We start from the raw sequence: 25,924 nt of genomic DNA on the forward strand, positions 1-25,924 counted from the left end.
GCGAGCGCGGTGCGCAGCGTTTCCTGCGACTTCTGCTCACCGATCGACACGACGACGATCTCGGTGACCGCGCCCTTTTCCTTTAGCCGGATCGCCTCTTCGACGGCGATCTCGTCGAACGGATTCATGCTCATCTTGACGTTCGCCAGATCGACGCCCGATCCGTCCGCCTTCACGCGGGGCTTCACATTATAGTCAAGCACACGCTTGACCGGCACCAGCACCTTCATCGGGGCGTCCTCCAGATTCGATCGTTCTTGCACGGTTTCATCGGCATGGCATTTGGCGGTTTTGCGTCGTTTTCGCAAGTCGGGTATGGAAATCCACGCCTGCCGCTACGGCACGGGGACTCCTCACCGACCCTTAACGAAGAAGGGCCCGGACGTTTCCGTCCGAGCCCCTTTCCATGGCCGTGAAAGGCAGCGGATCAGGCCGCCTTCTGCACCTCGGCGACGATCTTGCGGGCGGCGTCGCCCAGATCGTTGGCGGGGACGATGGCGAGACCGGAGTTGGCCAGGATTTCCTTGCCCTTCTCGACGTTGGTGCCTTCCAGACGCACGACCAGCGGCACCTGCAAATTCACTTCCTTCGCCGCCGCGACGATGCCGTCGGCGATGATGTCGCAGCGCATGATGCCGCCGAAGATGTTGACGAGGATGCCCTTCACGGCCGGATCGCTCAGGATGATCTTGAACGCCGCCGTCACCTTCTCCTTGTTGGCGCCGCCGCCGACGTCGAGGAAGTTGGCCGGGAACATGCCGTTCAGCTTGATGATGTCCATCGTCGCCATGGCGAGGCCGGCGCCGTTGACCATGCAGCCGATGTCACCGTCGAGCTTGATGTAGGCGAGGTCGTATTTCGACGCTTCCAGTTCGGCCGGGTCTTCCTCGGTCTCGTCACGCAGTTCGAAAAGGTCCTTGTGACGGAACAGCGCGTTGCCGTCGAACGCGACCTTGGCGTCGAGGACCATCAGCTTTGCCCCAGAACCGGTGTCCTCGGTCACGGCGAGCGGGTTGATCTCGATCTGCTCGGCATCGGTGCCCAGGAACGTGTCGTACAGCTTCGACGCGACATTGGCGGCCTGCTTGGCGAGGTCGCCGGTCAGTTCCAGCGCGGCGGCGACGGCGCGGCCGTGATGCGGCTGGAAGCCCGTAGCGGCGTCGATGTCGATCGAGTGGATCTTCTCGGGCGTGTCATGCGCCACGGTCTCGATGTCCATGCCACCCTCGGTCGAGGCGACCATCGAGACGCGGCCGGTCGCCCGGTTGACGAGCAGCGCGAGGTAGAATTCCTTGGCGATGTCGACGCCGTCGGTCACGTACAGACGATTGACCTGCTTGCCCGCATCACCCGTCTGGATGGTGACGAGCGTGTTGCCGAGCATGTCGGTCGCCGCCGCGCGAACCTCGTCCTCGGTCTTGGCGAGGCGGACGCCGCCCTTGGCCTCGGGGCTCAGTTCCTTGAACTTGCCCTTGCCGCGGCCGCCGGCGTGGATCTGCGCCTTCACGACGAACAGCGGTCCGGGCAGCTTCCTGGACGCCTCCACGGCTTCCTCGACGGTCAGCGCCGCAAAGCCGGCGGGTACGGGGACGCCGAACTTGGCCAGCAATTCCTTGGCCTGATATTCGTGGATGTTCATGGAGGACGCCCTCGCTCGCTATGAGAAAACCCGTCGCCTTAAGCACAGGGGGCCGGCAGAATCCAGTGCGGGCGGGTTAAATCGCATGACGATCGATAACGCATCGCAATATCGAGAAGATGATGAACGCCGGATTGATCGACGCTTAACGTCGCAGCAACCACGATTCGCTAGGGCCGCGGCATGGAACAGCCGCACTTCGCCCCGCCATTCGCACCCGCCACCGATCCGTTTGCCGCTATCGACGCGCGCGGCACGACCCGATGCCGCGTCCGCACCCGCGCCCATCTGCGCGATGACCGGCAGGGGCGCTTCGACATCGACCTGATCGAGGTATCGCCGACCGGCTTTCGTGCCGAAACCACTTTTGCGCTGTCGCCGGGGACGCCCGTGTGGCTGACGCTGCCGGGACTGGCGCCGCTGGAGGCGGTCGTCACGTGGCGCGATCCGACGCGCTATGGCTGCGAGTTCAGCCGGCCGCTGGATGCGGTGGTGTTCGACCATCTGGTGGCGTTGGGTGGCCGGTGATCGTTCCCTGCCCCGTCATTCCGGCGAAAGCCGGGATGACGGGGCAGCAGGTTAGATCAAGGCGGAACGACGGCAAAGCCACCGTCGGACGGGTTCGGCCAGCCGACCCGCCGGCCGGTCCAGTTTGTTTAGTCGAACAAACTGGACACGCTCGTCTCATCCGCGATCCGCTTGATCGCCTCGCCCAGCAGCGGTGCGATCGGCAGGTGGCGGATGCGGCTGGTGGTCGAGATCGACTCGTGGTTGCCGATCGAATCGGTGATGACCAGTTCGCGCAGTTCCGATCCGTCGACCCGCGCCACCGCGCCGCCCGACAGCACACCGTGCGTGACATAGGCGACGACATCCTCCGCCCCCGCCTCGCGCAGCGCCGCCGCCGCGTTGCACAGCGTGCCGGCCGAATCGACGATATCGTCGATCAGCACGCAGAAGCGTCCCTCGACATCGCCGATGATGTTCATCACCTCGGATTCACCCGCACGCTCGCGACGCTTGTCGACGATGGCAAGGGGGGCGTTGTCGAGCCGCTTGGCCAGTTGCCGCGCGCGCACCACGCCGCCGACGTCGGGCGACACGACCATCAGGTTCTTCGAGCTGAACCGGGCGAGGATGTCCGCCGACATCACCGGCGCGGCATAGAGATTGTCGGTCGGTATATCGAAGAAGCCCTGGATCTGCCCGGCGTGCAGATCGACCGACAGCACCCGGTCCGCACCCGCCACGGTAATCAGGTTGGCGACCAGCTTGGCCGAGATCGGCGTGCGCGGCCCCGGCTTCCGGTCCTGCCGGGCATAGCCCATATACGGGATCACCGCCGTGATGCGCCGCGCCGACGCGCGCTTCAGCGCGTCGATGATGATGAGCAGTTCCATCAGATTGTCGTTCGCGGGAAAGCCCGTGGATTGCAGGACGAACACATCCTCGCCGCGGACATTCTCCATGATCTCGACGAAGACCTCCTCGTCCGCGAACCGGCGGACCAGCGCCTCGGTCAGCGGCAGCTCGCAATAATCAGCGATCGCCTGCGCCAGCGGCAGATTGGAATTGCCGGTGATGAGTTTCATGGTCGTCCCCTTGGATTGGGCGCCCCTTACGGCGTGCAGTGCCGTAACGAAAGAGCCACATACCAAAGGGCATCGGGCAAAGGTGTTTGCCCGCCCCCGTTGCCGCCTTTAGGGACAGGCGCATGGTCGTCACCCGTTTCGCTCCCTCGCCCACCGGCCGCCTGCATGTCGGCAACATCCGCACCGCGCTCCACAACTGGCTGTGGGCGCGCAGGAACGGTGGGCGTTTCCTGTTGCGGATCGACGATACCGATGCGGAGCGTAGCGAGGAACGGTACGTCGATGCGATCCGCGCCGATCTCGCCTGGCTGGGGCTGACGCCGGATGCGGAGGTACGCCAGTCCGAACGCTTCGCGCTGTATGGCGAGCGGTTCGATGCGCTGGTCGCCGCCGGCCGCGTCTATCCGGCGTATGAGACCGCGCAGGAACTCGACCTGAAGCGCAAGATATTGCTCGGGCGCGGCCTGCCCCCCGTGTACGATCGCGCCGCGCTGTCGCTGACCGATGTCGACCGGGCGAAGCTGGAGGCCGACGGCATCCGCCCGCACTGGCGTTTCCGGCTCGACCACGACACGCCGCTGGCATGGGACGATCTGGTCCGCGGACCGCAGCGGTTCGAGGCGGCGACGATGAGCGATCCCGTGGTGCGCCGTGCCGATGGATCATGGCTGTATATGCTCCCGTCCGCGATCGACGATATCGACATGGGCGTGACGCATGTCGTGCGCGGTGAGGATCACGTCTCGAACACCGCGTTGCAGGTGCAGATGTTCGAGGCGATGGGCGTGACGCCCCCCGCCTTCGCCCATGCCGCGCTGCTGACCGGCGCGGAGGGCAAGCTGTCGAAGCGGCTTGGTTCGCTCGGCGTCGATCATTTCCGCGATGCCGGGATCGAGCCGGCCGCCGTCGTGTCGCTGCTGTCGCGGATCGGCACCAGCGATCCCGTCGAACCGTTCGCCGACCCCGCGCCGCTGATCGAGGGCGTCGATTTCGCCCGCTTCGGCCGGGCGCCGGCGCGGTTCGACGAGGCGGAGCTGGCGCAGGTGAATGCGCGCATCGTCCACCAGCTGGGTCATGACGCGGTGGCCGACCGCCTGCCCGCCGGCATGGGCGAAAGTGAGTGGTTGGCGGTGCGGCCGAACCTGACGCGTGTCGCCGAAGCCGCCGACTGGTGGCGGGTGATCGAGGGGCCGATCATGGGCGACATCGCCGACGCGGACCGCGCGTATCTGGCGCAGGCAGCGGTCGAGGCGGAGGCGATCGACTGGGCCGCCGACCCTTGGCACGCGCTGACCGCCCGGCTGAAGGCGACGACCGGCCGCACCGGCAAGGCGCTGTTCCTGCCGCTGCGGCGGGCGCTGACCGGGCTGGACCACGGCCCCGACATGGCGACGTTGTTGCCGCTGATCGGTCGCGACCGGGCGATCGCGCGGCTTTCGGCCTAGGACCGATCGGCATTCGGATGCCGGGACGAAATGTTCACGCGAAGCCGCGAAGAAGCTTGGTTTCGCGCGGAGGCGCGGAGGACGCGGAGAGTGGCGCGTGACGCAGCGGCATCCACCTCATTGAAGCAACGATGCGAGGCCGACCGATAATCTGCCCCACGCTCAGCCCGGCGCGACAACTCCGCGTTCTCCGGGCCTCCGCGCGAACCATATTTCTTTCTTCGCTTCACGGCTTCGCGCGAACATCTTGTGGGTGCCCTTCACGGGATTACTTGCGTCAGAAAAGTAATGATGTAACATTTCAAACAGCGAACGGCCGACTCGCGTCATTCAGGACACGAAAAGGAGCATGCCCATGTACGCGAACCGCTTCGCCGGCGAGAGCCGGTTCCATCCGGCTGGCCTGGCCGCCGCGATCGGCATCAACGCCGCCGTCATTGCCGCGCTGCTGATCGCCGTGCCGCACGTGACGATGCAGCCCGCCAAACCGCCGCTCCTGACCGAGAACATCCCGCTGCCGCCACCGGTGACGCCACCCCCGCCCGAACCGCTCGCGCGCACCGATGCGCGGCCGACCCCACCCCGGCTCGACAATCCCGTACCCGTCATCAAGACCGCGCCGGCGACCGACACCTTCGCCATCCCCGTCGATCCGCTGCCGCCGATCCCGGCCGGATCGGAAGCCGGCCCCGCCACCGGCAGCGGTACCGCGATCCTGCCGCCCGTCCCGCTCCCCGTGATCCTCGGTCCCGCGCTCGACCCGCGCTATGCACGCGACCTGCAACCCGCCTACCCCGCCGCCGAGCGGCGCATGGGCACCGGGGGCAAGGTGACGGTGCGCGTGCTGATCGGCACCGATGGCCGGGTGAAGCGCGTCGAGCGCGTCGCCGCCGCCAGCGACGCGTTCTTTCGCGCCACCGAGGAACAGGCGCTGCGCCGCTGGCGCTTCACCCCCGGCACTCGCGACGGAGTGCCGCAGGAGGCATGGCGGACGATGACCGTCACCTTCGTGATGACCGACTGATTCCGCCAGGGCCTGGCAAACAGCGGGGCTGGCGCGACCGGCCCCGCTGCCCTATTTTCAGACGTATGAGCTTCTTCAGCCGCATGTCGCCGTGGCGCGCCTACAAGGACCTGCGCCAGTTCCTCGCCACCCGTGAGCGCTACGAGGTGGGGTTTCTCGCGCTCGCCATGATGATCCCGGGTTTCCTGATCTACGCCTTCGTGCACGACGGCTATGTCGAGCCGGAGTACAAACGCAATATCATCTATGTGGAGCAATGGCCCGCCGACCGCACCGATGCGCAGATCAGGGCGCAACAGGCGATCGACGCGCCGATCAAGGCCAAGCGGCTGGCTGAGATCGAGGCCGCCGAAAAGGCCAGGCAGGCCAGCTTCAAGAAGGTCGATGACCAGCTGTCGCGTTGGGGCATCTGACCCCCGACGACGCGCGCTGGATGAGCGCGGCGCTGGCGCTGGCGTCGCGCGGACGGGCCCGGACCGCACCCAATCCCAATGTCGGTTGCGTGATCGTGAAGCAGGGCCGCGTAATCGGTCGTGGCTGGACGCAGGCAGGTGGCCGGCCCCATGCCGAGGCGATGGCGCTGGCCGAAGCGGGCACAGAGTCGCGCGGCGCAACTTGCTACGTCACGCTGGAACCCTGCGCGCATCGATCGATCCGCGGTCCCGCCTGTAGCGACCTGCTGGTCGCGGCCGGCGTCGGCCGCGTCGTCGGCGCGATCGAGGACCCCGACCCGCGCACCGCCGGCGCCGGCTTCGTCCGCCTGCGCGCGGCGGGGATCGCGGTGACGACCGGCGTGGAAGCAGCGGCAGCGCGCCGGTCGATGGCCGGGTTCCTGACGCGTCGGGCGCTCGGCCGGCCGCACGTGACGCTGAAACTCGCCACCTCGCTCGACGGCGCGATCGCGATGGCCTCGGGCGAGAGCCGCTGGATCACCGGCCCCGAAGCCCGCGCGCATGTGCATCTCGAACGCAGCCGGCACGACGCGATCCTCGTCGGGCGCGGCACGGTGGGGGCGGATGCGCCGGTGCTGGATGTGCGGTTGCCGGGACTGGAAGCGCGCAGCCCGATGCGGGTGATGTTGAGCGCGACGGCGGTGTCCGACGACTGGCACGTCATCCCTACCCCCGCCGCCATCGCCACCCTGCCCGCCACCGACCACCTCTTCGTCGAGGGCGGGGCGCAGACTGCCGCCGCATTCCTCGCCGCCGATCTGGTCGATCGCCTGCTGCTCTACCGCGCGCCGATCCTGATCGGGGCCGGCAAGCCCGCGCTCGGCGATATCGGCCTCGCCGCGCTCGCCGATGCGCATGGCCGCTGGCGACTGGTCGATGCGCGCGCGCTTGGCAGGGACCGGGTGGAGGTCTACGAGCGCACACCATGTTTACCGGCATCGTCACCGATATAGGCACGATCGCGCGCGTGGAGTCGCGTGGCGACACCCGCGTCGTGATCGACACCGCCTATGATACCGCCACCGTCGATCTCGGCGCCTCGATTGCCTGTTCGGGCGTCTGCCTGACCGTCGTCGATAAAGGCCCCGGCTGGTTCGCGGTCGATGTGTCGGGCGAGACGATCAGCCGCACCGCCACCGATCAATGGATCGCCGGCCGCCCGCTCAATCTGGAACGCGCGATGAAGCTGGGCGACGAGCTGGGCGGCCATATCGTCACCGGCCATGTCGATGGCGTGGCGACGTCGATGAGCGTCGATACCGTGGGCGATTCCATCCGGATCGTGTTCGCGATCGCCCCTGCACTGGCGCCCTTCCTCGCCACCAAGGGTTCGATTACCGTCGATGGCGTGTCGCTGACCGTCAACGAGGTGGACGATCGCGACGACACCACCCATTTTGCGGTCAACGTCATCCCGCACACGCAGGTCGCGACCACGATCGGCGCGATCCGGCAGGGCCAGTCGGTGAATATCGAGATCGACGTGCTGGCCCGGTACCTGCAGCGCATGGAGTATTATCGTGGCCGCTAATCCCGCACTCGCCCGCCTGCCGCACGGCTTCCTGTCCTCGCCCGAGGAGATCATCGACGAGGCCCGCAACGGCCGGATGTTCATCCTGGTCGATGACGAAGACCGCGAGAACGAGGGCGATCTGGTCATCCCCGCGCAGATGGCGACGCCGGAGAAGATCAACTTCATGGCCCGCCACGGCCGCGGCCTGATCTGTCTGGCGATGACGCGCAGCCGGACCGAGGAACTCGGCCTCGAACTCATGAGCCGCAACAACGGCACCCGCCACGAAACCGCCTTCACCGTGTCGATCGAGGCGCGCGAGGGCGTGACGACGGGCATTTCTGCCGCCGACCGCGCCTGCACGATCGCCACCGCGATCGATGCGGGCAAGGGTGCGGCAGAGATCGTGACGCCGGGCCATGTCTTCCCGCTGGTGGCCCGCGACGGCGGCGTGCTGGTGCGCGCCGGCCATACCGAGGCGGCGGTCGACGTGTCGCGCCTCGCCGGCCTCAACCCCTCTGGCGTGATCTGCGAGATCATGAACGAGGACGGCACGATGGCGCGGATGGACGACCTCGTCACCTTCGCGCAGTTCCACAATCTGAAGATCGGCACGATCCGCGACCTGATCGCCTATCGCCGCCGCTACGACCATCTGGTCGAAAAGATGTCGGAGGCGACTTTCGTCAGCCGCTGGGGCGGCGAGTGGAAGACGGTCGCGTATCGCAACACCGCCACCGGCACCGAACAGGTCGCGCTGGTGAGGGGCCGGATCGATCCGTCGCAGCCGGTGCTGGTGCGGATGCACGCGCTGTCGCCGTTCGGCGATCTGTTCGGCGAGGATAATGATCGCGGTGCCCTGCTGTCGCGTGCAATGGAAGCGATCGCCCGCCATGGGTCGGGCGTCATCGTGCTCATCAACCGCCAGCGCGCCGATGCCTTCACCACCGCCGTCCGCCGTCAGGCCGGCGAGCAGGTCGAGGTGCCGATGGAGGAACTGCGCGATTACGGCGTCGGCGCGATGATCCTGGCCGAACTGGGCGTCCACGACATGATCCTGCTCACCAACACGCATCATACGCTCGTGGGCCTCGACGGGTACGGCCTGTCGATCGTCGGCGAACGGCGCATCGAGGAATAGCGGTTCCCATCACGTCTGTTCCCCGGCGGAGGCCGGGGTCCAGTTGGGGAGGCCGTCGTGAGCGCTTACACACCTTCACCCACCTGGACCCCGGCCTCTGCCGGGGAACGGCAATCATCCGATCGAGGAAGAACAAGCATGGCCACCATCCTGATCGTGGAAGCACGCTTCTACGACCATCTGAACGACCTGCTGCTGGCGGGTGCGCGGGCGGCGATCGAGGCCGCCGGGCATAGCCATGAGACGATTACCGTCCCCGGCGCGCTGGAGGTTCCCGGCGCGATCGCACTGGCGGCGGAATCGTTCGACGCGTTCGTCGCGCTCGGCGTCGTGATCCGGGGCGAGACCTATCATTTCGAAATCGTCGCGGGCGAAAGCGCGCGCGGGATCATGGCGCTGACCATGGACGGCCTCGCCATCGGCAACGGCATCCTGACGACCGAAAACGAGGCGCAGGCCCTCACCCGCGCCCGGCCGGACGAAAAGGACAAGGGCGGCGAGGCGGCGAAGGCGGCGATCGCGATGCTCGACCTGCAGACCCGGTTCGGCTGAGATGACCGGCCCGATCCTCTTCACCCCCCGGCTGATCCTCAGGCCGCTGGCGGCGGAGGATTGGGAGCCTTGGGCGGCGTTCCATGCCGAGGAGGAGACGATGCGCTTCCTCGGCGGCGTCCAGCCGCGTGGCGTCGCGTGGCGCAGCCTGTGCGGCATGGCGGGCGCGTGGACGATCCGCGGCTTTTCGATGTTCTCGGTAATCCTGCGCGACAGCGGCGAATGGATCGGCCGCATTGGCCCGCATCAGCCCGATGGCTGGCCCGGCACCGAGGTCGGCTGGGCATCGCCCGTGCGTTTGCCGGCAAGGGTTACGCGCATGAAGCGGCAGTGGCAGCGATGGATTACGCGGTGGACGTGCTCGGCTGGACCGGCGTGATCCACACCATCGATCCCGACAATGCCGGCTCGATCGCGCTGGCGAACCGGCTGGGCAGCGTCAACCGGGGCCCGGTAACGCTGCCCCCGCCGCTCCACGAGTTCCGCGTCGATGCCTGGGGGCAGAGCGCGGCGGAATGGCGGGCGCGGCGCCAACATCGCTGACCACTACAGACCAACTACCGTCATCCCCGCGAAGGCGGGGATCCATATAGGCGGACTTCACGGATCGAACCGCACCGTCAGAGTATATGGATTCCCGCCTTCGCGGGAATGACGGAAGCAGAGTCAGTCAGTGCTTACGCGGCCACCGTTTCCAGCGCCGGATAATCGATATATCCCTCCGGCCCCTGGCTGTACCACGTCTTCATATTGTCCGCGTTCAGCGGCGCACCCGTCCGCAACCGCTCCGGCAGGTCCGGATTGGCGAGGAACGTCCGGCCGAAGCTGATCGCATCTGCCACGCCTTCGTCCAGCGCCGCCTGCGCATCGTCGGCGTTATAGTAGTCCGAATTCAGCACCAGCACGCCGTCGAACACCTTGCGGATTTCGGGGCTGAGCTTGGGCACATCGGTCTTGCCGAACGTGCCGTCCGGACCCGGCTCGCGCAGTTCGAGGAAGGCGATCTTCAGGTCGGACAGCGCCTTGGCCGCCGGCACGAACACCGCCGCCGGATTGCTGTCATCGACGCCCTGAGAGTCGCCGTTGGGCGACAGGCGCACCGATACGCGGTCGGCACCGGCGACCGAGATCACCCGCTCGGCGACTTCGCGGAGCAGGCGGATGCGGTTTTCCGGGCTGCCGCCATAGCGGTCGTCGCGGAAATTGGCGTTGTCGCGCAGGAATTCGTCGATCAGATAGCCGTTGGCGGCGTGGATCTGGACCCCGTCGAACCCGGCGGCCAGCGCATTGCGCGTCGCCAGTTCATAATCGTCGAGCAGCCGCGGGATTTCATGGAGTTCGAGCGGCCGTGCCGTCTCGAAATCCTGCTTGCCCTCGTACGTGTGCGCCTGACCCTTGGTCGCGGTCGCCGAGGACGACACCGGCTGGCCACCGATCACCGACGAATGGACCTGCCGGCCCATATGCCACAACTGCGCAACGATCCGGCCGCCGGCATCGTGCACCGCCTTCGTCACCGGCTTCCACGCCTCGACCTGCGCCTCCGACCACAGGCCCGGCGCGAACGGCCAGCCCAGCCCTTCGCGGCTGATCCCGGTCGCTTCCGAGATGATGAGGCCGGCACTGGCCCGCTGCGCATAATATTCCGCCATCATCGCCGTCGGCACGGCTTCCTTGTCGGCGCGGCCGCGCGTCAGCGGCGCCATCAGGATACGGTTGGGCGCCTCGATCGCGCCGATGGTCAGGGGGTCGAAAAGATTGGGCATGGATGATCCTTCAGGAAACTCGAAGTTGGTGTAACTGTCGGGAAGCAAAATAGGCCGCTACAGGGCGCCATGCATCCGGCCCGGCCCCCAAGAAAAACTGCTGTCTCCCCAAGTAGCCCCCGTCTGGGTGTCGCCTTCGCGGTCCTGATCGTCGCCAATATCGCGCTCGCCTTTGGCCCCTGGTTCGTCCGCGCCGCCGATACCGGCCCGGTCGCTTCCGCCTTCTGGCGGATCACGCTAGCGACGCCGATGCTGGCGGCGCTGGCGCTGGCGGGTGGCGCCCGGCCGCAGCGGTTGCCGGGCGGCCTGTGGGCGTTGCTGGTCGTCGCCGGCGTCGCCTTCGCCGCCGATCTCGGCACGTGGCATCTGGGCATCCTGCGCACCACGCTCGCCAACGCCACGCTGTTCGGCAATTGCGCGACTTTGTTCTTCCCCATCTATGGCTTCCTGATCGCACGGGCATGGCCGACGCGAACGCAGGGGAGCGCGCTGGTGCTGGCCGGGGTCGGCGCGGCGCTCCTGATGGGCCGGTCCTATCAGCTCGATCCGCGCAATCTGGCCGGCGACCTTATGTGTCTGGGTGCCGGCATCATGTACACCGGCTATTTCATCGTGATGGCGCGCGTCCGCGACACGATGGCGCCGCTGTCGGCGCTGGCGCTGTCGTCCTTCGCCAGCATCGCGCCGCTCTACGTCTTCGCGACGATCCTCGGCGAGTCGCTGTGGCCGACGCAGTGGGGGCCGCTGATCGGTGTCGCGCTGGTCAGTCAGGTGCTGGGTCAGGGCTGCATGATCTATGCGCTGGGCAAGCTGTCGCCGCTGGTCGTCGGCATCACCCTGCTGGTGCAGCCGGTGGTGGCCGGCGCGGTCGGCTGGATCGTGTATGGCGAACGGCTGGGCCTGCCCGATCTCGTAGGCGCAGCGATGGTCGCGGTGGCGCTGGTGCTCGTTCGCCGCACCCCACGGGTTGCGCCCGCGCCCGCGACACCGCATCTGACGGATTGAGGAGCGTTCCGCCGATGTCCCCCATGACTGCCTTCGACCCCGCCGACCTGACCCTCGACGAAGCCCGCGCGCTGCTGGCCCCCGGCATCGCCGCCAATGCCGCCTTCGACGGCTGGGGCGACGCCGCGCGCGACATGGCCGCCGAGTCGGCCGGCGTCGATCCCGACATCGCCCGGCTGGCGTTCGAGGGCGGGCCGATCGCGATGATCGACGCGTGGTTCGCGCATATCGACACGGCGATGCTGGACGCCTGCCCGCCCGATCGCATGGCGACGATGAAGATCCGCGAACGCATCACCGCGCTGGTCGAGGCCCGGCTGGACGCGGTCGCCCCCGAGCGCGAGGCGCTCCGCCGCGCACTGGCGATCCTGGCGCTGCCGCAGAATCTGGTGCGCAGCGGCAAGCTGGGCTGGCGGACGGTCGATCTGATCTGGCGACGCGCGGGTGACACGGCGGTCGATTACAATCACTACACCAAGCGCGGCATCCTGTTCGGCGTCTATGGATCGACGATGACCGTCGCGCTGGACGACGAGAGCGAGGGGCTGGCCGACACCCGTGCCTTCCTGTCGCGCCGCATCGACGGCATCATGCGGTTCGAAAAGGCCAAGGCCGGCTTCCTCAAGCGCACAGAGCACCGCCCCAGCCTCTCGCGGTTCATCGGCCGGCTGCGTTACCCGGCGGTTTAAGCGATCGTCATTGCGAGCGCAGCGAAGCAATCCAGTGTTCCTTGCGCTGCCCTGGGTTGCTTCGCTTCGCTCGCAATGACGGTGCATTGAAACGATCTGCATCATCGCACCCGCCGCTAATTGATAATCAATCGCAGTGTCGCTATGTGACCCGTATGGCGACGACCTTCGACAGCCTTGCGACTTTTCCCCGTCAGACCCGCGCGACCGTCGCGTCGATCGACTGGGAGCGGCTGGCGGTGCCGGAAGCGCGCCGCCTGCGCGAACTCGGCTTCGACGAGGGCGTCGGGATCGAGGTATTGCACCGCTCGCGCTTCGGCAGCGGCCCGATCGCCTGCCGGATCGGCCGGATGACGGTGGCGCTGCGCCGGACCGTCGCCGCCGCGATCAGCGTTTCCCACGGATAGGATGAACGTCGCACCTCTGGTGGCGCTTGTCGGCAATCCCAATGCCGGCAAGAGCGCGCTGTTCAATGCCCTGACCGGCGCCCGGCAGAAAGTCGGCAATTACCCCGGCGTCACGGTCGAGCGCCATTCGGGCCGCCTGTCGCTGGATGACGGTCGCCCGGTCGAACTGGTCGACCTGCCCGGCACCTACAGCCTCGACCCCGCCTCCGCCGACGAACGCGTGACCCGCGACGTCGTGACCGGGCGTGGCGGTTTCGAACGGTTGCCCGATGCCCTTGTCGTGGTGGTCGATGCCGCCAATCTCGACAATCACCTGCGCTTCACGCTGCAATTGCTGGCGCTCGGGCTGCCGGTGGTGGTCGCGCTCAACATGGTCGATCTGGCCGAGCGCGACGGCCTGACGCTCGATCCCGCCGTCCTCGCGCGCGAACTGGGCGTGCCGGTCATCCCGACCGTCGCGGTGCGCAAGCGCGGCCTCGACGACCTGCGCGCCGCCCTGACGCAGATCGTGGGCGCCGGATCGGTGCGGCCATTGCCGGCATCGGCCGGCGTGGTCGAGGATATCGTCGTCCTGCAACGCCGCGCCCGCACCATCGCCCATGCCGCCGTGATCGCCGAGACGCCGGGCCGCCGCTGGAACCACTGGATCGACGCGGTCGCGCTGCATCCGGTGGCGGGGCCGATCCTGCTGCTCACGCTGCTGTTCGTCATGTTTCAGGCGGTCTTCGCCTGGTCGGAAGCGCCGATCGGGTGGATCGAACAGGGCTTCGTCCTGCTGGAATCGGCGGTGCGCGATCTGTTGCCCGACGGTTTCGTCCGGTCGCTCATCACCGATGGCCTGATCGCGGGTGTCGGTGCCGTCCTTGTCTTCCTGCCGCAGATCCTGATCCTGTTCCTTTTCATCCTCGTGCTGGAGGCGACCGGCTACATGGTCCGCGCCGCCTTCCTGATGGACCGGGTGATGGCGCGGGTCGGCCTGTCGGGGCGGGCGTTCATCCCGTTGCTGTCCAGCTTCGCCTGCGCGGTGCCCGGCATCATGGCGACGCGGACGATCGATGACGAAAAGGACCGGCTGACGACGATCCTGATCGCGCCGCTGATGACCTGTTCGGCGCGGTTGCCGGTCTACACGATCATCATCGCCGCCTTCATCCCGAACCGGACGGTGGGTGGCTGGATGGGGTTGCAGGGACTGGTGCTGCTCGGCCTCTATGTCCTCGGCATCTTCGGCGCGTTCGTCGCGGCGCTGGTGCTGCGGCGGACCGTGACCAAGGGTGCGTCGTCCGGCTTCATGATGGAGATGCCGAAATACCAGTTGCCGCAATGGCGCGACGTCGCGCTCGGCCTCTGGAGCCGCGTCGAGATTTTCCTGAAGCGCGCCGGCACCACCATTGCGCTCACCACCGTCATCCTGTGGGCGTTGCTGTCCTATCCCAAGCCGCCGGAGGGCAGCGGCATCAGCCAGGTCAATTATTCGATCGCCGGCCGCATCGCCAACGGGCTGGAGGTCGTCGTCCGCCCGATCGGCTTCAACCGCGACATCGCGCTCGCGCTGATCCCGGCGATGGCCGCGCGCGAGGTGGCGGTGGCGGCGATCGGCACCGTCTATGCGATCGACGATCCGGAGGCGGAGGGCGGGCAGAAGGCGATCACCGACAATCTCCGCGCCCGCTGGAGCCTTCCGACCGCACTCGCGTTCCTGATGTGGTTCGTGTTCGCGCCGCAGTGCATTTCCACCATCGCCGTGACCCGGCGCGAGACGAATGGGTGGAAGTGGCCGGCGTTCATGGTTGGCTATTTGTTCGCTGCAGCGTACATTATGGCAGGCATCACATACTGGCTGGCGGTTTCCATCGGCCTTTGATGTGATGCAACGAGCGAAGTCCAAATTCGCTTGAAGGCGTAGGGCCTGATCCTTCTCCCCAGAAGCGATTGCCCATTCCATCGGGTAATCTGTATCCAGGTCCTACGCCACTTCGTTATATTCGCTTAAGCTCGATCGAGCAATTGTGCCTTCAAATGGAGTTCTGGTTCGTGGCAGGCAGTGTCAATAAGGTCATTCTGGTCGGCAATCTGGGTCGCGACCCGGAGAGCAAGTCGTTCCAGAACGGCGGCAAGGTCGTCAATCTGCGCATCGCGACGTCGGAGTCGTGGAAGGACAAGATGTCCGGCGAGCGCAAGGAAAAGACCGAATGGCACTCGGTCGCCATCTTCAACGAAGGCCTGGCCAACGTCGCCGAGAAGTTCCTGCGCAAGGGATCGAAGGTGTACATCGAGGGCGCGCTCCAGACGCGTAAGTGGCAGGATCAGTCCGGCGCCGACAAATATTCGACCGAGATCGTGTTGCAGGGCTTCAACAGCGTCCTGACCATGCTCGATGGACCCGGTGGCGGTCAGGGCGGCGGTGGTGGCCGCAGCGGCGGCGGTGACGACTGGGAGGGCGGTGGTCAGTCCGGTGGCGGATCGGGCGGCGGTTATGGCGGCGGTCGCGGCGGTGCGCCGTCCGGCGGCGGCGGCAATCGTGGCGGCGGTGGTGGCTTCGGTCAGGGTGGTGGCTTCGCGGACGATCTCGACGACGACGTTCCGTTCTGATGGCCGACATCGAGGCGCCCGACCCCATCCTTTGCGACGATCCGCATACGCGGGTGCTGTCGATGTACGACGCCCACTCGTTGAAGACGACGGGGGCGTTGGACGACATCACCCGGTTCGCGGCGGCGCTGTGCGATGCGCCGGTCGCGCTGGTGACGCTGCTCGAGGATGAATATCAGCATTTCCTCGGCCGCACCGGTACCGAGATGGCGGGCACGCCGCGCGATATCTCGTTCTGCACGCATGCGCTGGCATCGCCCGGTATCATGGTGGTGGCGGACACGCATCGCGATCCGCGCTTCGTCGATAATCCGCTGGTCACGGCGGAGCCGTTCGTTCGTTTCTATGCCGGCGCGCCCTTGCTGGCATCGGACGGCAGTGCGCTCGGCACCTTGTGCATCCTCGACACGGTACCGCGCGATGGCCTGACGCCGTTGCAGCAGGAGGGGCTGACCGTCCTCGCCCGTGCGGCGATGGCGCGGCTGGATGATCGTCGCTCGTCGCGCGAACAGGGGATCGCCGAGGCGGAACAGCGCCATGCACTGGAACAGAGCGAGCTGCGGTTTCGCACGCTGGCCGACACCATGCCGCAGATGGTCTGGTCGACCCTGCCCGATGGCTTCCACGATTATTACAATGCGCGCTGGTATGATTTCACCGGCACCGCCGTCGGATCGACCGATGGCGAGGGCTGGAACGATATTTTCCACCCCGACGATCAGGATCGTGCCTGGGCGGTGTGGCGGCATAGTCTGGAAACCGGCGATCCGTACCAGATCGAATACCGCCTGCGCCATTTCGACGGCACCTATCGCTGGGTGTTGGGTCGTGCCCTGCCGATCCGCGACGACGCCGGTAAAATCATTCGCTGGTTCGGTACCTGCACCGACATCCACGAACAGAAACTGGCGCTGGAAGAGCGTGAGATCATCAGCCAGGAACTGTCGCACCGGATCAAGAACATCTTCGCGGTGGTCGCTGGCCTGATCCAGTTCGCCGCCCGCAACCGTCCGGAATTCGCGCCCGCCGCCACCGACCTGCGCCAGCGCATCACCGCGCTGGGCCGCGCGCATGATTTCGTCCGGCCGCACAGCGCGCAGTCGCGGCCGTCCGCGCAGCAGGACAGTCTGAAGGGGCTGCTCGACAGCCTGTTCGAACCGTACCAGTTGCTCGACGATCCGCGCATTCAGGTGAATGGCGAGGACGTGTTGATCGACGATCGCTCCGCGACGCCGCTTGCCCTGCTGTTCCATGAACTGGCGACCAACGCGACCAAATATGGGTCGTTATCGACCAACAGCGGCAGCGTGGATGTGTCGATCGAACAGAGCGACGATGTCGTCACGCTGGTCTGGACGGAGCGGAACGGCCCGCCGGTGGCGGTGCCGGCATCGGCGATGAATGGTTTCGGCAGCCAATTGATCGAACTGAGCGCCGTGCGCCAGTTGGGCGGTCAGGTGCAGCGCGATTGGCAACCGGCGGGATTGGTCGCGACGATCAGGGTGCCGCGCCCGTCCTTCAACCGGACCTGATATTCAGCCGAGCGAGACGACGCCGCCGATCGGCATCAGATCGTCATTCGCCACATGGGTGTCACCGGAAGCCAGCGCGGCCGCAGCGAGTATCTCGCGCTCGTTGAACGGCTTGCGAATATAACCCAGCGCACCTTCGCCGGTGCCGATCTGCGTGGGGTTGGCAGTTACGAATACCACCTTGATGCCATGATCGGCCGCGATGCGGCGCGCGATCTCGGGACCGGTCGGGCCATCCCGCAGATTAACATCCACAAAGGCAAAGCCACACGATGGCGCTGCTTCCAGCGCGCTGTCCCGATCGGCGGCGATCGCCGCGACCGTGTAACCGGCGTCGATCAAAATCCGCTCCAGATCAAGCGCAACGAAGATCTCGTCTTCCACGATGAGGGCGGTTTTCAGCATTAAGCGTTCCGATGTTGACGTATGATAACCGAAACCCGCACGATTTGTTCCACGTGGATCATCGGCGCAACAGGAACACGGCATGTTCCGCCAGCAGATTGGCCCCCGCGTCCGTCCGCCGCGTCCCCCGCGACAGGAACCACGCCCCCTCTACCGCCACGTCGCGACGGGACAGAAACGCACGGAAATCGTCGATCGTCACATGGTGGATGTTGGGCGTGTCATACCATTGCTCGGGCAGCAACGGCGTCACCGGCATCCGACCGCCCCACAACAAAGACAGCCGCACCCGCCAATGGGCGAAATTGGGAAAAGAGACGAACGCCCGCCGCCCGATCCGCAATAGCTCGTCCAGCACCCGGTCGGGTGCGTGGCACGTCTGCAACGTCTGGCTGAGGATCGCGTAATCGAAACTGTCGTCGGGGTATCCCGCCAGATCGCTGTCGGCATCCCCCTGCACCACCGGCAGTCCCCGCGCGACGCCGCGCGCGACATTGGCGGCATCCAGTTCCAGCCCCCGCGCATCGACATCGCGCGTATCGCGCAGCGCCGCCATCAGCGCGCCATCGCCACAGCCGACGTCCAGCACCCGCGCCCCGCGCGCGACATGGTCGGCGATGATCGCCAGATCGGGCCGCAGGGTCATGCCGCCGTCGCTCCCCGCGACGCATCCGCGTCGAATCGTTGCATGAAAATGCCGGTGATCCGCTCCCAGCCATGGCGTTCGTACAGCGAATGCGCGTCGCGCGTATTCAGCGTCCACCGCCGCAGCCGCTGGAGATCGGGATGCGCGTCGAAATACCGCAGCAATGCGGAGGCAAGCCCCCGCCCCTGATGCTCCTCCAGCACATAGACATCCGCCAGATGCGCGAACGTCGCATGATCCGTCACCACCCGCGCGAAGGCGACTTGTTCGTTGCCATGATAGATACCGACGCAGTGCGATCCCGCCATCGCGCGTTCGACCAGTGCCCGGTCGATGCCGGGGCACCAGTAGCTACGCATCAGATAGGCATGGATCGCCGCCGGTTGCAGCCGGGCGGCGTCGTCCGAAAGCTCATATCCCTCGGCCGGCACCATCTCGATCGTCATGCCACCGCCTTCAGGAAACCATCGACCACCCGGTTCATCTCCGGCGCATCGAGCAGGAACGCGTCATGACCATAGGGGCTGTGCAGTTCGACGAAGCTCACCGCCCGCCCGGCGGCGTTCAGCGCATGGACGACATGCCGCGACTCGATCGTCGGATACAGCCAGTCGGTATCGAAACTGACCAGGCAGAACCGCGCCGCCGTCGCGCGGAACGCATTGGCGAGCAGCCCGCCATGCTCCTCCGCCAGATCGAAATAATCCATCGCGCGCGTGATATAGAGGTACGAATTCGCATCGAACCGGTCGACGAAGCTCAATCCCTGATGCCGCAGATAGCTTTCGACCTGGAAATCCGCGTCGAAGCCGAAACTCTTGGCCCCCTCGATCCCGTTCGCCCGCGCCTGCAGCTTGCGCCCGAACTTCTCGGTCAGCCCGGCCTCCGACAGATAGGTGATGTGCGCCGCCATCCGCGCCACCGACAGGCCGGCGGCCGGCGGATCGTCGCGATAATCGCCACCGCGCCATTTGGGATCGGCCATCACCGCCTGCCGCCCGACTTCGTGAAAGGCGATGTTCTGCGCGGTGTGGCGCGCGGTCGATGCGATCACCACCGCCGCGCGTACCCGGTCGGGGAAGGTCGCGGGCCAGCTCAGCGCCTGCATCCCGCCCATCGATCCGCCCACCACCGCGCGCAGCACCGACACGCCCAGATGATCGAGCAGCAGCGCCTGCGCGCGCACCATGTCGCGGATGGTGATGACCGGGAACGCCATCCCCCATGGCCGCCCCGTCACCGGATCGATCGTCGACGGCCCCAGCGACCCCATGCAACTGCCCAGCACGTTGGAACAGATGACGAAATCGCGTGCCGGATCGATCGGTTTCCCCTCGCCCACCAGTCGCGACCACCAGCCGGGCTTGCCGGTGCGCGGGTGCGGCGAGGCGACATGCTGGTCGCCGGTCAGCGCGTGGCAGATCAGGATGGCATTGCCGCCATCCGGCGCCAGCGTGCCATAGGTTTCGTACGCGATCTCGACGGGCGACAGCATACCGCCCCCGTCCAGCCCGAGCGGCCCGGGCAGCGACACGCGGCGCGAAAGCCCGAAACGCTCGTCCATCATGGCCGGCTCGCTAAGCCCCATGGTCTGGCATGGCAAGGCCGTGGCGGCTATGCGCGGGCGCATGATCGATTCAGCCGCCCCCGCTTCCCCCGCGACCGACACCGCCGCCGATACGGCCGACGCCCCCGTCGCCAAGCCCTGGATCATGGGCATCGCGCCCTATGTGCCGGGCCGCGCCACCGCCGATGACGGTCGCCGGATCGTGAAGCTGTCGTCGAACGAGAACCCGTTCGGCACCTCGCCCGCCGCCCGCGACGCCTATCGGTCGGCCGCCGATCATCTCGAACGCTATCCCGATGCCGCCGCCGCCGATCTGCGCGCGGCGATCGCGGCGCATTACGGGATCGAGGCGGAACGGATCGTCTATGGCACCGGATCGGACGAGGTTCTGCATCTCGCCGCCGGCACCTTCGCCGGGGTCGGCGACGAGATCATCTATGTCCGCTACGGCTTCGCAGTCTATGACATCGCCACCCGCCGCGTCGGCGCGACCCCCGTGGTAGCCGACGATCGCGACTATGCCACCGATGTCGACGCGATCCTGGCGGCGGTGACGCCGCGGACGCGGGTCGTGTTCGTCGCCAATCCCAACAACCCCACCGGCACCTATACCGACCGGGGCGAAATCGCGCGCCTCCATGCCGGTCTGCCGCGCGACGTGCTGCTGGTGCTGGATCAGGCGTACACCGAATATCTCGACGCCGACGACGATGACGGCGGCCTCGACCTCGCCCGCACCCAGCCCAATGTGCTGGTCACGCGCACCTTCTCGAAGATCTTCGGGCTGGCGTCGGAGCGGGTCGGCTGGGGCTATGGCGCGCCCGCGCTGATCGACGCTATGCACCGCATCCGCGCGCCCTTCGCGTTCGGGATCGGTGCCGGGCTGGCGGCGATCGCCGCGCTGGGCGACGATGATTTTGTCGAGCAGAGCCGCGATCACAACCGCAAATGGCGCGACTGGTTCGCCGCCGAGATCGCGCAGCTGGGCAATGCCGGCCTGCGCGTCGTGCCCAGCAAGGCGAACTTCTCGCTCGTCCTGTTCGAGGGAGAGGTGACCGCCGAATCGGCCTATCAGGCATTGATGGCCGCCGGCTACGCCACCCGCTGGCTGCCCAATCAGGGCCTGCCGCATGCGCTGCGCATCACCATCGGTGCAGAGGCGGACATGCGGGGCGTCGTCGCGGTATTGCGCGATCTGGCCGGTGCAGCGATCTGATGCTGCCTTTCGCGCGCGTCTCGATTCTGGGTCTGGGCCTCATCGGCTCGTCGGTGGCGCGCGCGGTGCGTCAGGCGATGCCGACGGTGCGGCTGACCGGCTACGACGCCGATCCGGACGTGCGCGCCACCGCATTGCGCATCGACCTGACCGATGACGTCGCCGACAGTGCCGGCGCGGCGGTGACCGATGCCGACCTCGTCGTCCTGTGCGTCCCCGTCGGCGCGATCGGCACCGTCGCGGGCGAGATCGCCGCCGACCTGCCCGCCGAGGCGGTCGTCACCGATGTCGGCAGTTGCAAGACCGATGTCGCCCGCGCGCTGGCGCTGGCGCTGCCCGGCATCGCCGTGGTGCCCGCCCACCCCGTCGCCGGCACCGAGCGCAGCGGGCCGGAAGCAGGCTTCGCCACGTTGTTCGCCGGCCGCTGGTGCATCCTGACCCCCGCCGCCGATGCCGACCCAGTCGCGGTGGAGCGCGTCGCCAGCTTCTGGCGGCGGCTGGGTGCCGATGTCGAGACGATGACGCCCGAGCACCACGACCGCGTGCTGGCCGTCACCAGCCACCTGCCGCATCTGATCGCCTATTCGATCGTCGGCACCGCCAGCGATCTGGAAGCGGTGACCGAGAGCGAGGTCATCAAATATTCCGCCGGCGGTTTCCGCGACTTCACCCGCATCGCCGCGTCGGACCCGACGATGTGGCGCGACGTGTTCCTGTCCAACCGCGAAGCGGTGCTGGAAATGCTCGGTCGATTCTCGGAAGACCTCGCCCAGCTTCAGCGCGCGATCCGCTGGGGCGATGGCGATGCGCTGTTCGACCTGTTCACCCGCACCCGCGCGATCCGGCGGTCGATCGTCGAACAGGGACAGGACGACGCGCGCGAGGATTTCGGCCGCGCGCACGGCCCCGACGCCTGAAGAAATGCCGTTCAGCGATGGGCGGCGAGATACGCCTCGATCGCCTCGATCCCGGTCTGGCTGAGCGACACCTCGACCCGGCGACGATCGACGGTATCGACGACGCGCGTCACCAGCCGCAGTTTCGCCAGATGCTCGATCCACCGCTGCGACGTGGTGACGGGCGCGTCGGCACAGGCCACCAGGCTCTTCACGTTCATCGCCTGCGACTCCTCGTTCGCCACATACAGCGCGAGCAGCATGTCCCAGGCGGGTTCGTGGAAAAGTTCGGCCGGCAGGAACCGGCGCCGCGATCGCCGCTCGGCGATCAGCCGTTTCACCCGTGACAGATTATCCGGGACGGCGACCGCCGGTGCAGCGGGATCGTCGGCCTCTACCCGATCGACCCGGCCGCTGAACTCCTCCGCCACCGCCGACAGCTTGGCGGTCAGATCCTTGATCAGCGAAACGACGGCTTCCTCGTTCACGATCCCTCCCGTTCAGTTCCCAACGCCTTACCCCCTGGCAGCGACGGCAACACTGGCGTTGATGAGACCGCATGTCCCGTTCATCCGCCCGAGCCGAGTGTATGCGATACGACAACAACAAGTAACAACCTGAATTAATGTATCCGCAATAAGTTCATATCGAACCATCATGGTTTCTTTTTATCGCGTGACCTTTTTTGTGAGCATAGATTTACCTAACCGAAGTGGCAGTCAAAAATAGTGAAGCGGATCGTTGGTCGTCGGCTGGCATTGCTATAAAGTCTTGGCAACGTGCCGAACCCTGGCAGGAGATGATCATGGACGCTGAGCGGGTATATCGATTGTTACACGAAGCCTGCTGCCTGCTCGACGACGCCGACGAGCATGTGATCGCGGCCTATGTCAATCACGGCATGTCGATGATCCAGACACGTTTTCAACTCGATACGGAACAGCGGGTTCTCGAAGACGATTGACTTACGGCACACGGAGCGCGACCGCGCGTTCAGGCGACTTGCTCCGAAGGAACGTCGTGCCCGCCCATCTGAATGCCATCGGCGTCGCCACGCCGACCCATGACGTCCATCATGCCTTTATCGACTGGGCGCAGGCGCGTCTCGCACCGGCACCCGCCCGCTTGTTCGCCCGCATGGCCCGGCGCGCCGGCATCGGCCATCGCTGGTCCGTACTGCCCCCCACCGCCGCCGGCGCCTCCCCCGTCGGCGCGGGCGGGTTCTATGCCGATACGATGCCCGGCACCGCCGCCCGGATGGCGATCTATGCCACCGCCGCGCCGGCGCTGTCGCTGCTGGCGGTCGAGGCGCTGGCGGCGCGTGTGCCGATCGACGGCATCACCCATCTGGTGGTCGCCAGCTGCACCGGCTTTGTCGCCCCCGGTCTCGACCAGATCGTCGCGCGCCGATTGGGGCTGGCACCGTCGGTCGAGCGACTCCTGATCGGCTTCATGGGTTGCTACGCCGCCGTCGCCGCGTTGCGCAGCGCGCGTCATATCGTCCGCTCCGAACCCGCCGCGCGCGTGCTGGTCATCACCTGCGAACTGTCGACATTGCATCTGCAGGACAGCGACGCGCCTGAAATCCTGCTGGCCCAGTTGCAGTTCGGCGATGGCGCGGCGGCGGCGCTGGTGACGGCGGACCCGGTGGGCTTCATGCTCGACCAGCCCTTCGCCGCGACGCTGCCCGACAGCCATGACCTGATCCGCTGGGCGATCACCGATCGCGGCTTCGCGATGCACCTGTCGGGCGAGGTCCCCCGCCGCATCGCCGAGGGCCTCGCCGACGCCGATTTCCGCGACATCGTCACCGCCGGGCGCGGCCCCGCCGGGATCGACGGCTGGGCGGTCCATGCCGGCGGCCGGTCGATCCTCGATGCCGTGGCGGGGGCGCTGGCCCTGCCGGACGATGCACTGGATGCCGCGCGCGGCGTGCTGGCGGACAATGGCAACATGTCGTCGGCCACGCTGATGTTCACGCTCGAACGATTGCTCGCCGGCCCCCGCATCGATCACGGCGTCGCGCTCGCCTTTGGTCCCGGTCTCGCCGCCGAGGGCTTCGGCTTCCGGAGCGCGGCATGAACCTCACGGCACGCGCGCCCGGCCCCGAGCTGATGGATGCCGACGACCTCGATCCCGACGATTATGCCGCCGTCGTCGCCGACCTCGCCCGCGTGAACACCGTCACGCTGGCACCGCGACCCACGCTGGCGTTCCTCGCCCGCGCCGCCGCCGGCCATCGCACGCTGCGCATCCTCGACGTCGGCTTCGGCGACGGCGACATGCTGCGTCGGATCGAGCGTTGGGCCACCCGCCAAAGCATCGCCGTCGATCTGGTCGGCGTCGACCTGAACCCCCGCAGCGAGCGCGCCGCGCGCCTTCATACCCTCGCAGGGTCGGGCATAACCTATGTCACCGGCGATTATGCCGACAGGGGCGGCGGCTGGGACGCGGTCATCAGCAGCCTCGTCGCGCATCACATGACCCATGACGAACTGGTCGCCTTTCTCCGCTGGATGGAGGCGAACGCCCGTTGCTGGTTCGTCAACGACTTGCATCGCCACCGTTTCGCCCATGCCGGCTTCCCGCTCCTCGCCCGGATCGCACGCTGGCATCCGATCGTGCGTCATGACGGCACGTTGTCGGTCGCGCGGTCGTTCCGCCCGGCGGAGTGGCTGCCCTTGCTGGCCGAGGCCGGCATCGATGATGCACGCGTGTTCCGCGTCTTTCCGTTTCGGCTATGCGTCGAACGCCTGCGCTGATCCTGGGCGGCGGCCCTGCCGGCACCGCCGCCGCCATCGCGCTTGCCCAGTTCGGAGGCGAGCGCCCGCTGTTGCTGGAGCGATCGCGCGAAACCGGCAACGCGCTGTGCGGCGGTTTCCTCAGCTGGCGCAGCCTCGATACGCTGGCGACATTGGGCATCGCGGCGGACGACCTCAACCGCGCCCGCATCACCCGCACCCGCCTATTCGCCGGTAGCGCCATGGCGGAGGCGCCCCTGCCCCGCCCGGCCTTGGCCGTATCCCGCCACCGCCTCGACACGCTGCTGATGGCCCGCGCCGCCACCGTCGCCGCGGTCGAGCGCGGCGTCGCGGTGCGCGCGATCGAGGACGACACGATCCGCCTCGCCGATGGCGGCACGCTGACCACCGATGCGCTGTTCCTCGCCACCGGCAAGCACGACCTGCGCGGCCTCGCCCGCCCGGAAGACGCGCGCGGTGCCGACCCGACACTGGGCCTGCGCGTCCGCCTCACCCCGCATCCCGCGCTGGGTGCGCTGGTCGGCGACGCGATCGAGCTTCACCTGTTCGACCGTGGCTATGCCGGTCTTGCCGTCCAAGAGGATGGCAGCGCCAATCTCTGCCTCGCCGTCCGCCGATCGCGCCTGACCGAAGCCGGCAGCCCCGCCGCGCTGCTGACCGCGCTGGCCGACCGCTCCCCCGCGCTGGCCGACCGGCTCGCCTATATGGCACCGGGCGAGCCGATCGATGCCATCGCCAACGTTCCCTATGGCTGGCGGCAGCGTGACGGTGTCGCCGGCCTGTTCCGGCTGGGCGATCAGGCCGGCGTCATCCCCTCGCTGGCGGGTGAGGGCATGGGCATCGCCCTGGCGAGCGGCATCGCCGCCGCGCGCGCCCATGCCGGCGGCGGTCCGGCTGCCGCTGCCCGGTGGCAGACCCGCTTTGCCCGCACCCTCGCCCGCCCGATCGGCGTGGCCGACTGGCTGCGCACCCTGGCGGAGGGACGCGCCGCGCCATGGATGGTCCGCGCCAGCCACCCCGCGCTGATCCGCCTGATCGCCCATGCCACCCGCTTGAAGACAGGCGTAATCCCAACCACATGAG

Annotated in this window: 29 protein-coding genes and 1 pseudogene; 21 read left to right on the forward strand and 9 right to left on the reverse strand. The window is 67.3% G+C overall.

Annotation, left to right across the window (positions count from 1 at the left end; genetic code table 11):
• Together JAO74_RS11300 and sucC are read right to left on the reverse strand one after the other, a co-directional pair.
• Window positions 1–230: electron transfer flavoprotein subunit beta/FixA family protein (locus JAO74_RS11300; protein ID WP_416194308.1), on the reverse strand; the 230-nt coding region annotated here is incomplete at its 3' end.
• 197 nt (window positions 231–427) lie between these two features.
• Window positions 428–1,639 carry an ADP-forming succinate--CoA ligase subunit beta gene (gene sucC / locus JAO74_RS11305; protein ID WP_199038008.1) on the reverse strand — a complete coding sequence of 404 codons (1,212 nt, stop codon included), beginning with the start codon at window positions 1,637–1,639 and terminating at the stop codon, window positions 428–430.
• 183 nt (window positions 1,640–1,822) lie between these two features.
• Between sucC and JAO74_RS11310 the strand changes: the two genes are divergently transcribed.
• Window positions 1,823–2,167: a pilus assembly protein PilZ gene (locus JAO74_RS11310; RefSeq protein WP_199038010.1), complete on the forward strand. Its 345-nt coding sequence runs from the start codon at window positions 1,823–1,825 to the stop codon at window positions 2,165–2,167.
• Window positions 2,168–2,295: 128 nt separating this feature from the next.
• Here the strand turns inward: JAO74_RS11310 and JAO74_RS11315 are convergent, their stop codons facing one another.
• The gene (locus tag JAO74_RS11315; protein ID WP_199038012.1) at window positions 2,296–3,231 is read right to left on the reverse strand and encodes a ribose-phosphate pyrophosphokinase; all 936 of its coding nucleotides are present in this window, start codon (window positions 3,229–3,231) and stop codon (window positions 2,296–2,298) included.
• A 122-nt stretch (window positions 3,232–3,353) separates the two neighbouring features.
• On the opposite strand from JAO74_RS11315, the gene gltX reads away from it, so the two are divergent.
• The 8 genes and pseudogenes from gltX to JAO74_RS11355 all read left to right on the forward strand — a co-directional run bounded on the left by gltX (window position 3,354) and on the right by JAO74_RS11355 (window position 9,901).
• Complete coding sequence (gltX, locus tag JAO74_RS11320; protein ID WP_199038014.1) at window positions 3,354–4,676, forward strand: glutamate--tRNA ligase; 1,323 nt, start codon at window positions 3,354–3,356, stop codon at window positions 4,674–4,676.
• A gap of 355 nt (window positions 4,677–5,031) precedes the next feature.
• Entirely contained in the window at window positions 5,032–5,700 is a 669-nt protein-coding gene (locus JAO74_RS11325; RefSeq protein ID WP_199038016.1) for an energy transducer TonB, read from the forward strand.
• Window positions 5,661–6,113, forward strand: a complete 453-nt coding sequence (locus JAO74_RS11330; RefSeq protein WP_233150923.1) for a hypothetical protein — start codon at window positions 5,661–5,663, stop codon at window positions 6,111–6,113. The genes JAO74_RS11325 and JAO74_RS11330 overlap by 40 nt, the downstream gene beginning before the upstream one ends.
• Before the next feature lie 20 nt (window positions 6,114–6,133).
• On the forward strand, window positions 6,134–7,105 hold the full coding sequence (gene ribD / locus JAO74_RS11335) for a bifunctional diaminohydroxyphosphoribosylaminopyrimidine deaminase/5-amino-6-(5-phosphoribosylamino)uracil reductase RibD (protein ID WP_199038509.1): 972 nt from the start codon (window positions 6,134–6,136) through the stop codon (window positions 7,103–7,105).
• The gene (locus tag JAO74_RS11340; RefSeq protein ID WP_199038018.1) at window positions 7,078–7,683 is read left to right on the forward strand and encodes a riboflavin synthase; all 606 of its coding nucleotides are present in this window, start codon (window positions 7,078–7,080) and stop codon (window positions 7,681–7,683) included. The genes ribD and JAO74_RS11340 overlap by 28 nt, the downstream gene beginning before the upstream one ends.
• Complete coding sequence (ribB, locus tag JAO74_RS11345; protein ID WP_199038019.1) at window positions 7,673–8,806, forward strand: 3,4-dihydroxy-2-butanone-4-phosphate synthase; 1,134 nt, start codon at window positions 7,673–7,675, stop codon at window positions 8,804–8,806. The genes JAO74_RS11340 and ribB overlap by 11 nt, the downstream gene beginning before the upstream one ends.
• A gap of 138 nt (window positions 8,807–8,944) precedes the next feature.
• Window positions 8,945–9,358: a 6,7-dimethyl-8-ribityllumazine synthase gene (ribH, locus tag JAO74_RS11350; RefSeq protein WP_199038020.1), complete on the forward strand. Its 414-nt coding sequence runs from the start codon at window positions 8,945–8,947 to the stop codon at window positions 9,356–9,358.
• A 1-nt stretch (window position 9,359) separates the two neighbouring features.
• Window positions 9,360–9,901 (forward strand): annotated as a pseudogene (locus tag JAO74_RS11355) (GNAT family N-acetyltransferase).
• 134 nt (window positions 9,902–10,035) lie between these two features.
• Here JAO74_RS11355 and JAO74_RS11360 read toward each other — a convergent pair.
• Window positions 10,036–11,124: an alkene reductase gene (locus JAO74_RS11360; protein ID WP_199038021.1), complete on the reverse strand. Its 1,089-nt coding sequence runs from the start codon at window positions 11,122–11,124 to the stop codon at window positions 10,036–10,038.
• A gap of 69 nt (window positions 11,125–11,193) precedes the next feature.
• On the opposite strand from JAO74_RS11360, the gene JAO74_RS11365 reads away from it, so the two are divergent.
• The 6 genes from JAO74_RS11365 (at window position 11,194) to JAO74_RS11390 (ending at window position 17,349) form a co-directional block, all read left to right on the forward strand.
• Window positions 11,194–12,129, forward strand: a complete 936-nt coding sequence (locus JAO74_RS11365) for a DMT family transporter (RefSeq protein WP_199038022.1) — start codon at window positions 11,194–11,196, stop codon at window positions 12,127–12,129.
• Window positions 12,130–12,152: 23 nt separating this feature from the next.
• Window positions 12,153–12,818 carry a COQ9 family protein gene (locus JAO74_RS11370; protein WP_332908791.1) on the forward strand — a complete coding sequence of 222 codons (666 nt, stop codon included), beginning with the start codon at window positions 12,153–12,155 and terminating at the stop codon, window positions 12,816–12,818.
• 155 nt (window positions 12,819–12,973) lie between these two features.
• Window positions 12,974–13,225 (forward strand): FeoA family protein, encoded by a 252-nt coding sequence (locus tag JAO74_RS11375; protein WP_199038024.1) that lies wholly within the window; start codon window positions 12,974–12,976, stop codon window positions 13,223–13,225.
• A 1-nt stretch (window position 13,226) separates the two neighbouring features.
• Window positions 13,227–15,089, forward strand: coding sequence for a ferrous iron transporter B (gene feoB / locus JAO74_RS11380; RefSeq protein ID WP_199038026.1), 1,863 nt, complete (start codon window positions 13,227–13,229; stop codon window positions 15,087–15,089).
• 170 nt (window positions 15,090–15,259) lie between these two features.
• Entirely contained in the window at window positions 15,260–15,817 is a 558-nt protein-coding gene (gene ssb, locus JAO74_RS11385; protein ID WP_332908792.1) for a single-stranded DNA-binding protein, read from the forward strand.
• Window positions 15,817–17,349 carry a sensor histidine kinase gene (locus tag JAO74_RS11390; RefSeq protein WP_199038030.1) on the forward strand — a complete coding sequence of 511 codons (1,533 nt, stop codon included), beginning with the start codon at window positions 15,817–15,819 and terminating at the stop codon, window positions 17,347–17,349. The genes ssb and JAO74_RS11390 overlap by 1 nt, the downstream gene beginning before the upstream one ends.
• Before the next feature lie 3 nt (window positions 17,350–17,352).
• Here the strand turns inward: JAO74_RS11390 and JAO74_RS11395 are convergent, their stop codons facing one another.
• Genes JAO74_RS11395 through metX form a run of 4 tightly spaced genes read right to left on the reverse strand, consistent with a single transcriptional unit; the run spans window position 17,353 to window position 19,967 of the window.
• Window positions 17,353–17,754, reverse strand: coding sequence for a response regulator (locus tag JAO74_RS11395; protein WP_199038032.1), 402 nt, complete (start codon window positions 17,752–17,754; stop codon window positions 17,353–17,355).
• A gap of 58 nt (window positions 17,755–17,812) precedes the next feature.
• A complete protein-coding gene (gene metW / locus JAO74_RS11400; RefSeq protein WP_199038034.1) occupies window positions 17,813–18,400 on the reverse strand; it encodes a methionine biosynthesis protein MetW in 588 nt (195 codons plus the stop codon).
• Entirely contained in the window at window positions 18,397–18,846 is a 450-nt protein-coding gene (locus tag JAO74_RS11405; RefSeq protein ID WP_233150924.1) for a GNAT family N-acetyltransferase, read from the reverse strand. The genes metW and JAO74_RS11405 overlap by 4 nt, the downstream gene beginning before the upstream one ends.
• Complete coding sequence (gene metX, locus JAO74_RS11410) at window positions 18,843–19,967, reverse strand: homoserine O-acetyltransferase MetX (RefSeq protein WP_199038036.1); 1,125 nt, start codon at window positions 19,965–19,967, stop codon at window positions 18,843–18,845. The genes JAO74_RS11405 and metX overlap by 4 nt, the downstream gene beginning before the upstream one ends.
• 145 nt (window positions 19,968–20,112) lie before the next feature.
• Here metX and hisC point away from each other — a divergent pair, with 145 nt between their 5' ends.
• Both hisC and JAO74_RS11420 read left to right on the forward strand, forming a co-directional pair.
• Complete coding sequence (gene hisC, locus JAO74_RS11415) at window positions 20,113–21,183, forward strand: histidinol-phosphate transaminase (RefSeq protein ID WP_233150953.1); 1,071 nt, start codon at window positions 20,113–20,115, stop codon at window positions 21,181–21,183.
• Complete coding sequence (locus JAO74_RS11420; protein ID WP_199038040.1) at window positions 21,183–22,100, forward strand: prephenate/arogenate dehydrogenase family protein; 918 nt, start codon at window positions 21,183–21,185, stop codon at window positions 22,098–22,100. Before hisC ends, JAO74_RS11420 begins: the two co-directional genes overlap by 1 nt.
• A gap of 11 nt (window positions 22,101–22,111) precedes the next feature.
• Here JAO74_RS11420 and JAO74_RS11425 read toward each other — a convergent pair whose 3' ends face one another.
• Window positions 22,112–22,567 carry a hypothetical protein gene (locus JAO74_RS11425; protein WP_199038041.1) on the reverse strand — a complete coding sequence of 152 codons (456 nt, stop codon included), beginning with the start codon at window positions 22,565–22,567 and terminating at the stop codon, window positions 22,112–22,114.
• 317 nt (window positions 22,568–22,884) lie between these two features.
• Between JAO74_RS11425 and JAO74_RS11430 the strand changes: the two genes are divergently transcribed.
• From JAO74_RS11430 to JAO74_RS11445, 4 genes are read left to right on the forward strand one after another with little or no spacing between them, the layout of a single operon-like run.
• The gene (locus JAO74_RS11430) at window positions 22,885–23,043 is read left to right on the forward strand and encodes a hypothetical protein (protein WP_199038042.1); all 159 of its coding nucleotides are present in this window, start codon (window positions 22,885–22,887) and stop codon (window positions 23,041–23,043) included.
• A 56-nt stretch (window positions 23,044–23,099) separates the two neighbouring features.
• Window positions 23,100–24,161, forward strand: coding sequence for a type III polyketide synthase (locus JAO74_RS11435; protein ID WP_199038043.1), 1,062 nt, complete (start codon window positions 23,100–23,102; stop codon window positions 24,159–24,161).
• Window positions 24,158–24,841 (forward strand): methyltransferase domain-containing protein, encoded by a 684-nt coding sequence (locus JAO74_RS11440; RefSeq protein ID WP_199038044.1) that lies wholly within the window; start codon window positions 24,158–24,160, stop codon window positions 24,839–24,841. Before JAO74_RS11435 ends, JAO74_RS11440 begins: the two co-directional genes overlap by 4 nt.
• On the forward strand, window positions 24,820–25,923 hold the full coding sequence (locus JAO74_RS11445; protein ID WP_199038045.1) for an NAD(P)/FAD-dependent oxidoreductase: 1,104 nt from the start codon (window positions 24,820–24,822) through the stop codon (window positions 25,921–25,923). Before JAO74_RS11440 ends, JAO74_RS11445 begins: the two co-directional genes overlap by 22 nt.
• Window position 25,924: the final 1 nt, after the last annotated feature.

It is taken from the genome of Sphingomonas mollis (assembly GCF_016427505.1).
Classification (GTDB): domain Bacteria; phylum Pseudomonadota; class Alphaproteobacteria; order Sphingomonadales; family Sphingomonadaceae; genus Sphingomonas; species Sphingomonas mollis.

Excerpts from the sequence above, each read along its gene's own strand:
- sucC (WP_199038008.1), bottom strand. The coding sequence starts at position 1,639 with ATGAACATCCACGAATATCAGGCCAAGGAATTGCTGGCCAAGTTCGGC.
- JAO74_RS11310 (WP_199038010.1), top strand. The coding sequence starts at position 1,823 with ATGGAACAGCCGCACTTCGCCCCGCCATTCGCACCCGCCACCGATCCG.
- JAO74_RS11315 (WP_199038012.1), bottom strand. The coding sequence starts at position 3,231 with ATGAAACTCATCACCGGCAATTCCAATCTGCCGCTGGCGCAGGCGATC.
- gltX (WP_199038014.1), top strand. The coding sequence starts at position 3,354 with ATGGTCGTCACCCGTTTCGCTCCCTCGCCCACCGGCCGCCTGCATGTC.
- JAO74_RS11325 (WP_199038016.1), top strand. The coding sequence starts at position 5,032 with ATGTACGCGAACCGCTTCGCCGGCGAGAGCCGGTTCCATCCGGCTGGC.
- JAO74_RS11330 (WP_233150923.1), top strand. The coding sequence starts at position 5,661 with ATGGCGGACGATGACCGTCACCTTCGTGATGACCGACTGATTCCGCCA.
- ribD (WP_199038509.1), top strand. The coding sequence starts at position 6,134 with ATGAGCGCGGCGCTGGCGCTGGCGTCGCGCGGACGGGCCCGGACCGCA.
- JAO74_RS11340 (WP_199038018.1), top strand. The coding sequence starts at position 7,078 with ATGTTTACCGGCATCGTCACCGATATAGGCACGATCGCGCGCGTGGAG.
- ribH (WP_199038020.1), top strand. The coding sequence starts at position 8,945 with ATGGCCACCATCCTGATCGTGGAAGCACGCTTCTACGACCATCTGAAC.
- JAO74_RS11360 (WP_199038021.1), bottom strand. The coding sequence starts at position 11,124 with ATGCCCAATCTTTTCGACCCCCTGACCATCGGCGCGATCGAGGCGCCC.
- JAO74_RS11365 (WP_199038022.1), top strand. The coding sequence starts at position 11,194 with ATGCATCCGGCCCGGCCCCCAAGAAAAACTGCTGTCTCCCCAAGTAGC.
- JAO74_RS11370 (WP_332908791.1), top strand. The coding sequence starts at position 12,153 with ATGACTGCCTTCGACCCCGCCGACCTGACCCTCGACGAAGCCCGCGCG.
- JAO74_RS11375 (WP_199038024.1), top strand. The coding sequence starts at position 12,974 with ATGGCGACGACCTTCGACAGCCTTGCGACTTTTCCCCGTCAGACCCGC.
- feoB (WP_199038026.1), top strand. The coding sequence starts at position 13,227 with ATGAACGTCGCACCTCTGGTGGCGCTTGTCGGCAATCCCAATGCCGGC.
- JAO74_RS11390 (WP_199038030.1), top strand. The coding sequence starts at position 15,817 with ATGGCCGACATCGAGGCGCCCGACCCCATCCTTTGCGACGATCCGCAT.
- JAO74_RS11395 (WP_199038032.1), bottom strand. The coding sequence starts at position 17,754 with ATGCTGAAAACCGCCCTCATCGTGGAAGACGAGATCTTCGTTGCGCTT.
- metW (WP_199038034.1), bottom strand. The coding sequence starts at position 18,400 with ATGACCCTGCGGCCCGATCTGGCGATCATCGCCGACCATGTCGCGCGC.
- JAO74_RS11405 (WP_233150924.1), bottom strand. The coding sequence starts at position 18,846 with ATGACGATCGAGATGGTGCCGGCCGAGGGATATGAGCTTTCGGACGAC.
- metX (WP_199038036.1), bottom strand. The coding sequence starts at position 19,967 with ATGATGGACGAGCGTTTCGGGCTTTCGCGCCGCGTGTCGCTGCCCGGG.
- hisC (WP_233150953.1), top strand. The coding sequence starts at position 20,113 with ATGGGCATCGCGCCCTATGTGCCGGGCCGCGCCACCGCCGATGACGGT.
- JAO74_RS11420 (WP_199038040.1), top strand. The coding sequence starts at position 21,183 with ATGCTGCCTTTCGCGCGCGTCTCGATTCTGGGTCTGGGCCTCATCGGC.
- JAO74_RS11430 (WP_199038042.1), top strand. The coding sequence starts at position 22,885 with ATGGACGCTGAGCGGGTATATCGATTGTTACACGAAGCCTGCTGCCTG.
- JAO74_RS11440 (WP_199038044.1), top strand. The coding sequence starts at position 24,158 with ATGAACCTCACGGCACGCGCGCCCGGCCCCGAGCTGATGGATGCCGAC.
- JAO74_RS11445 (WP_199038045.1), top strand. The coding sequence starts at position 24,820 with ATGCGTCGAACGCCTGCGCTGATCCTGGGCGGCGGCCCTGCCGGCACC.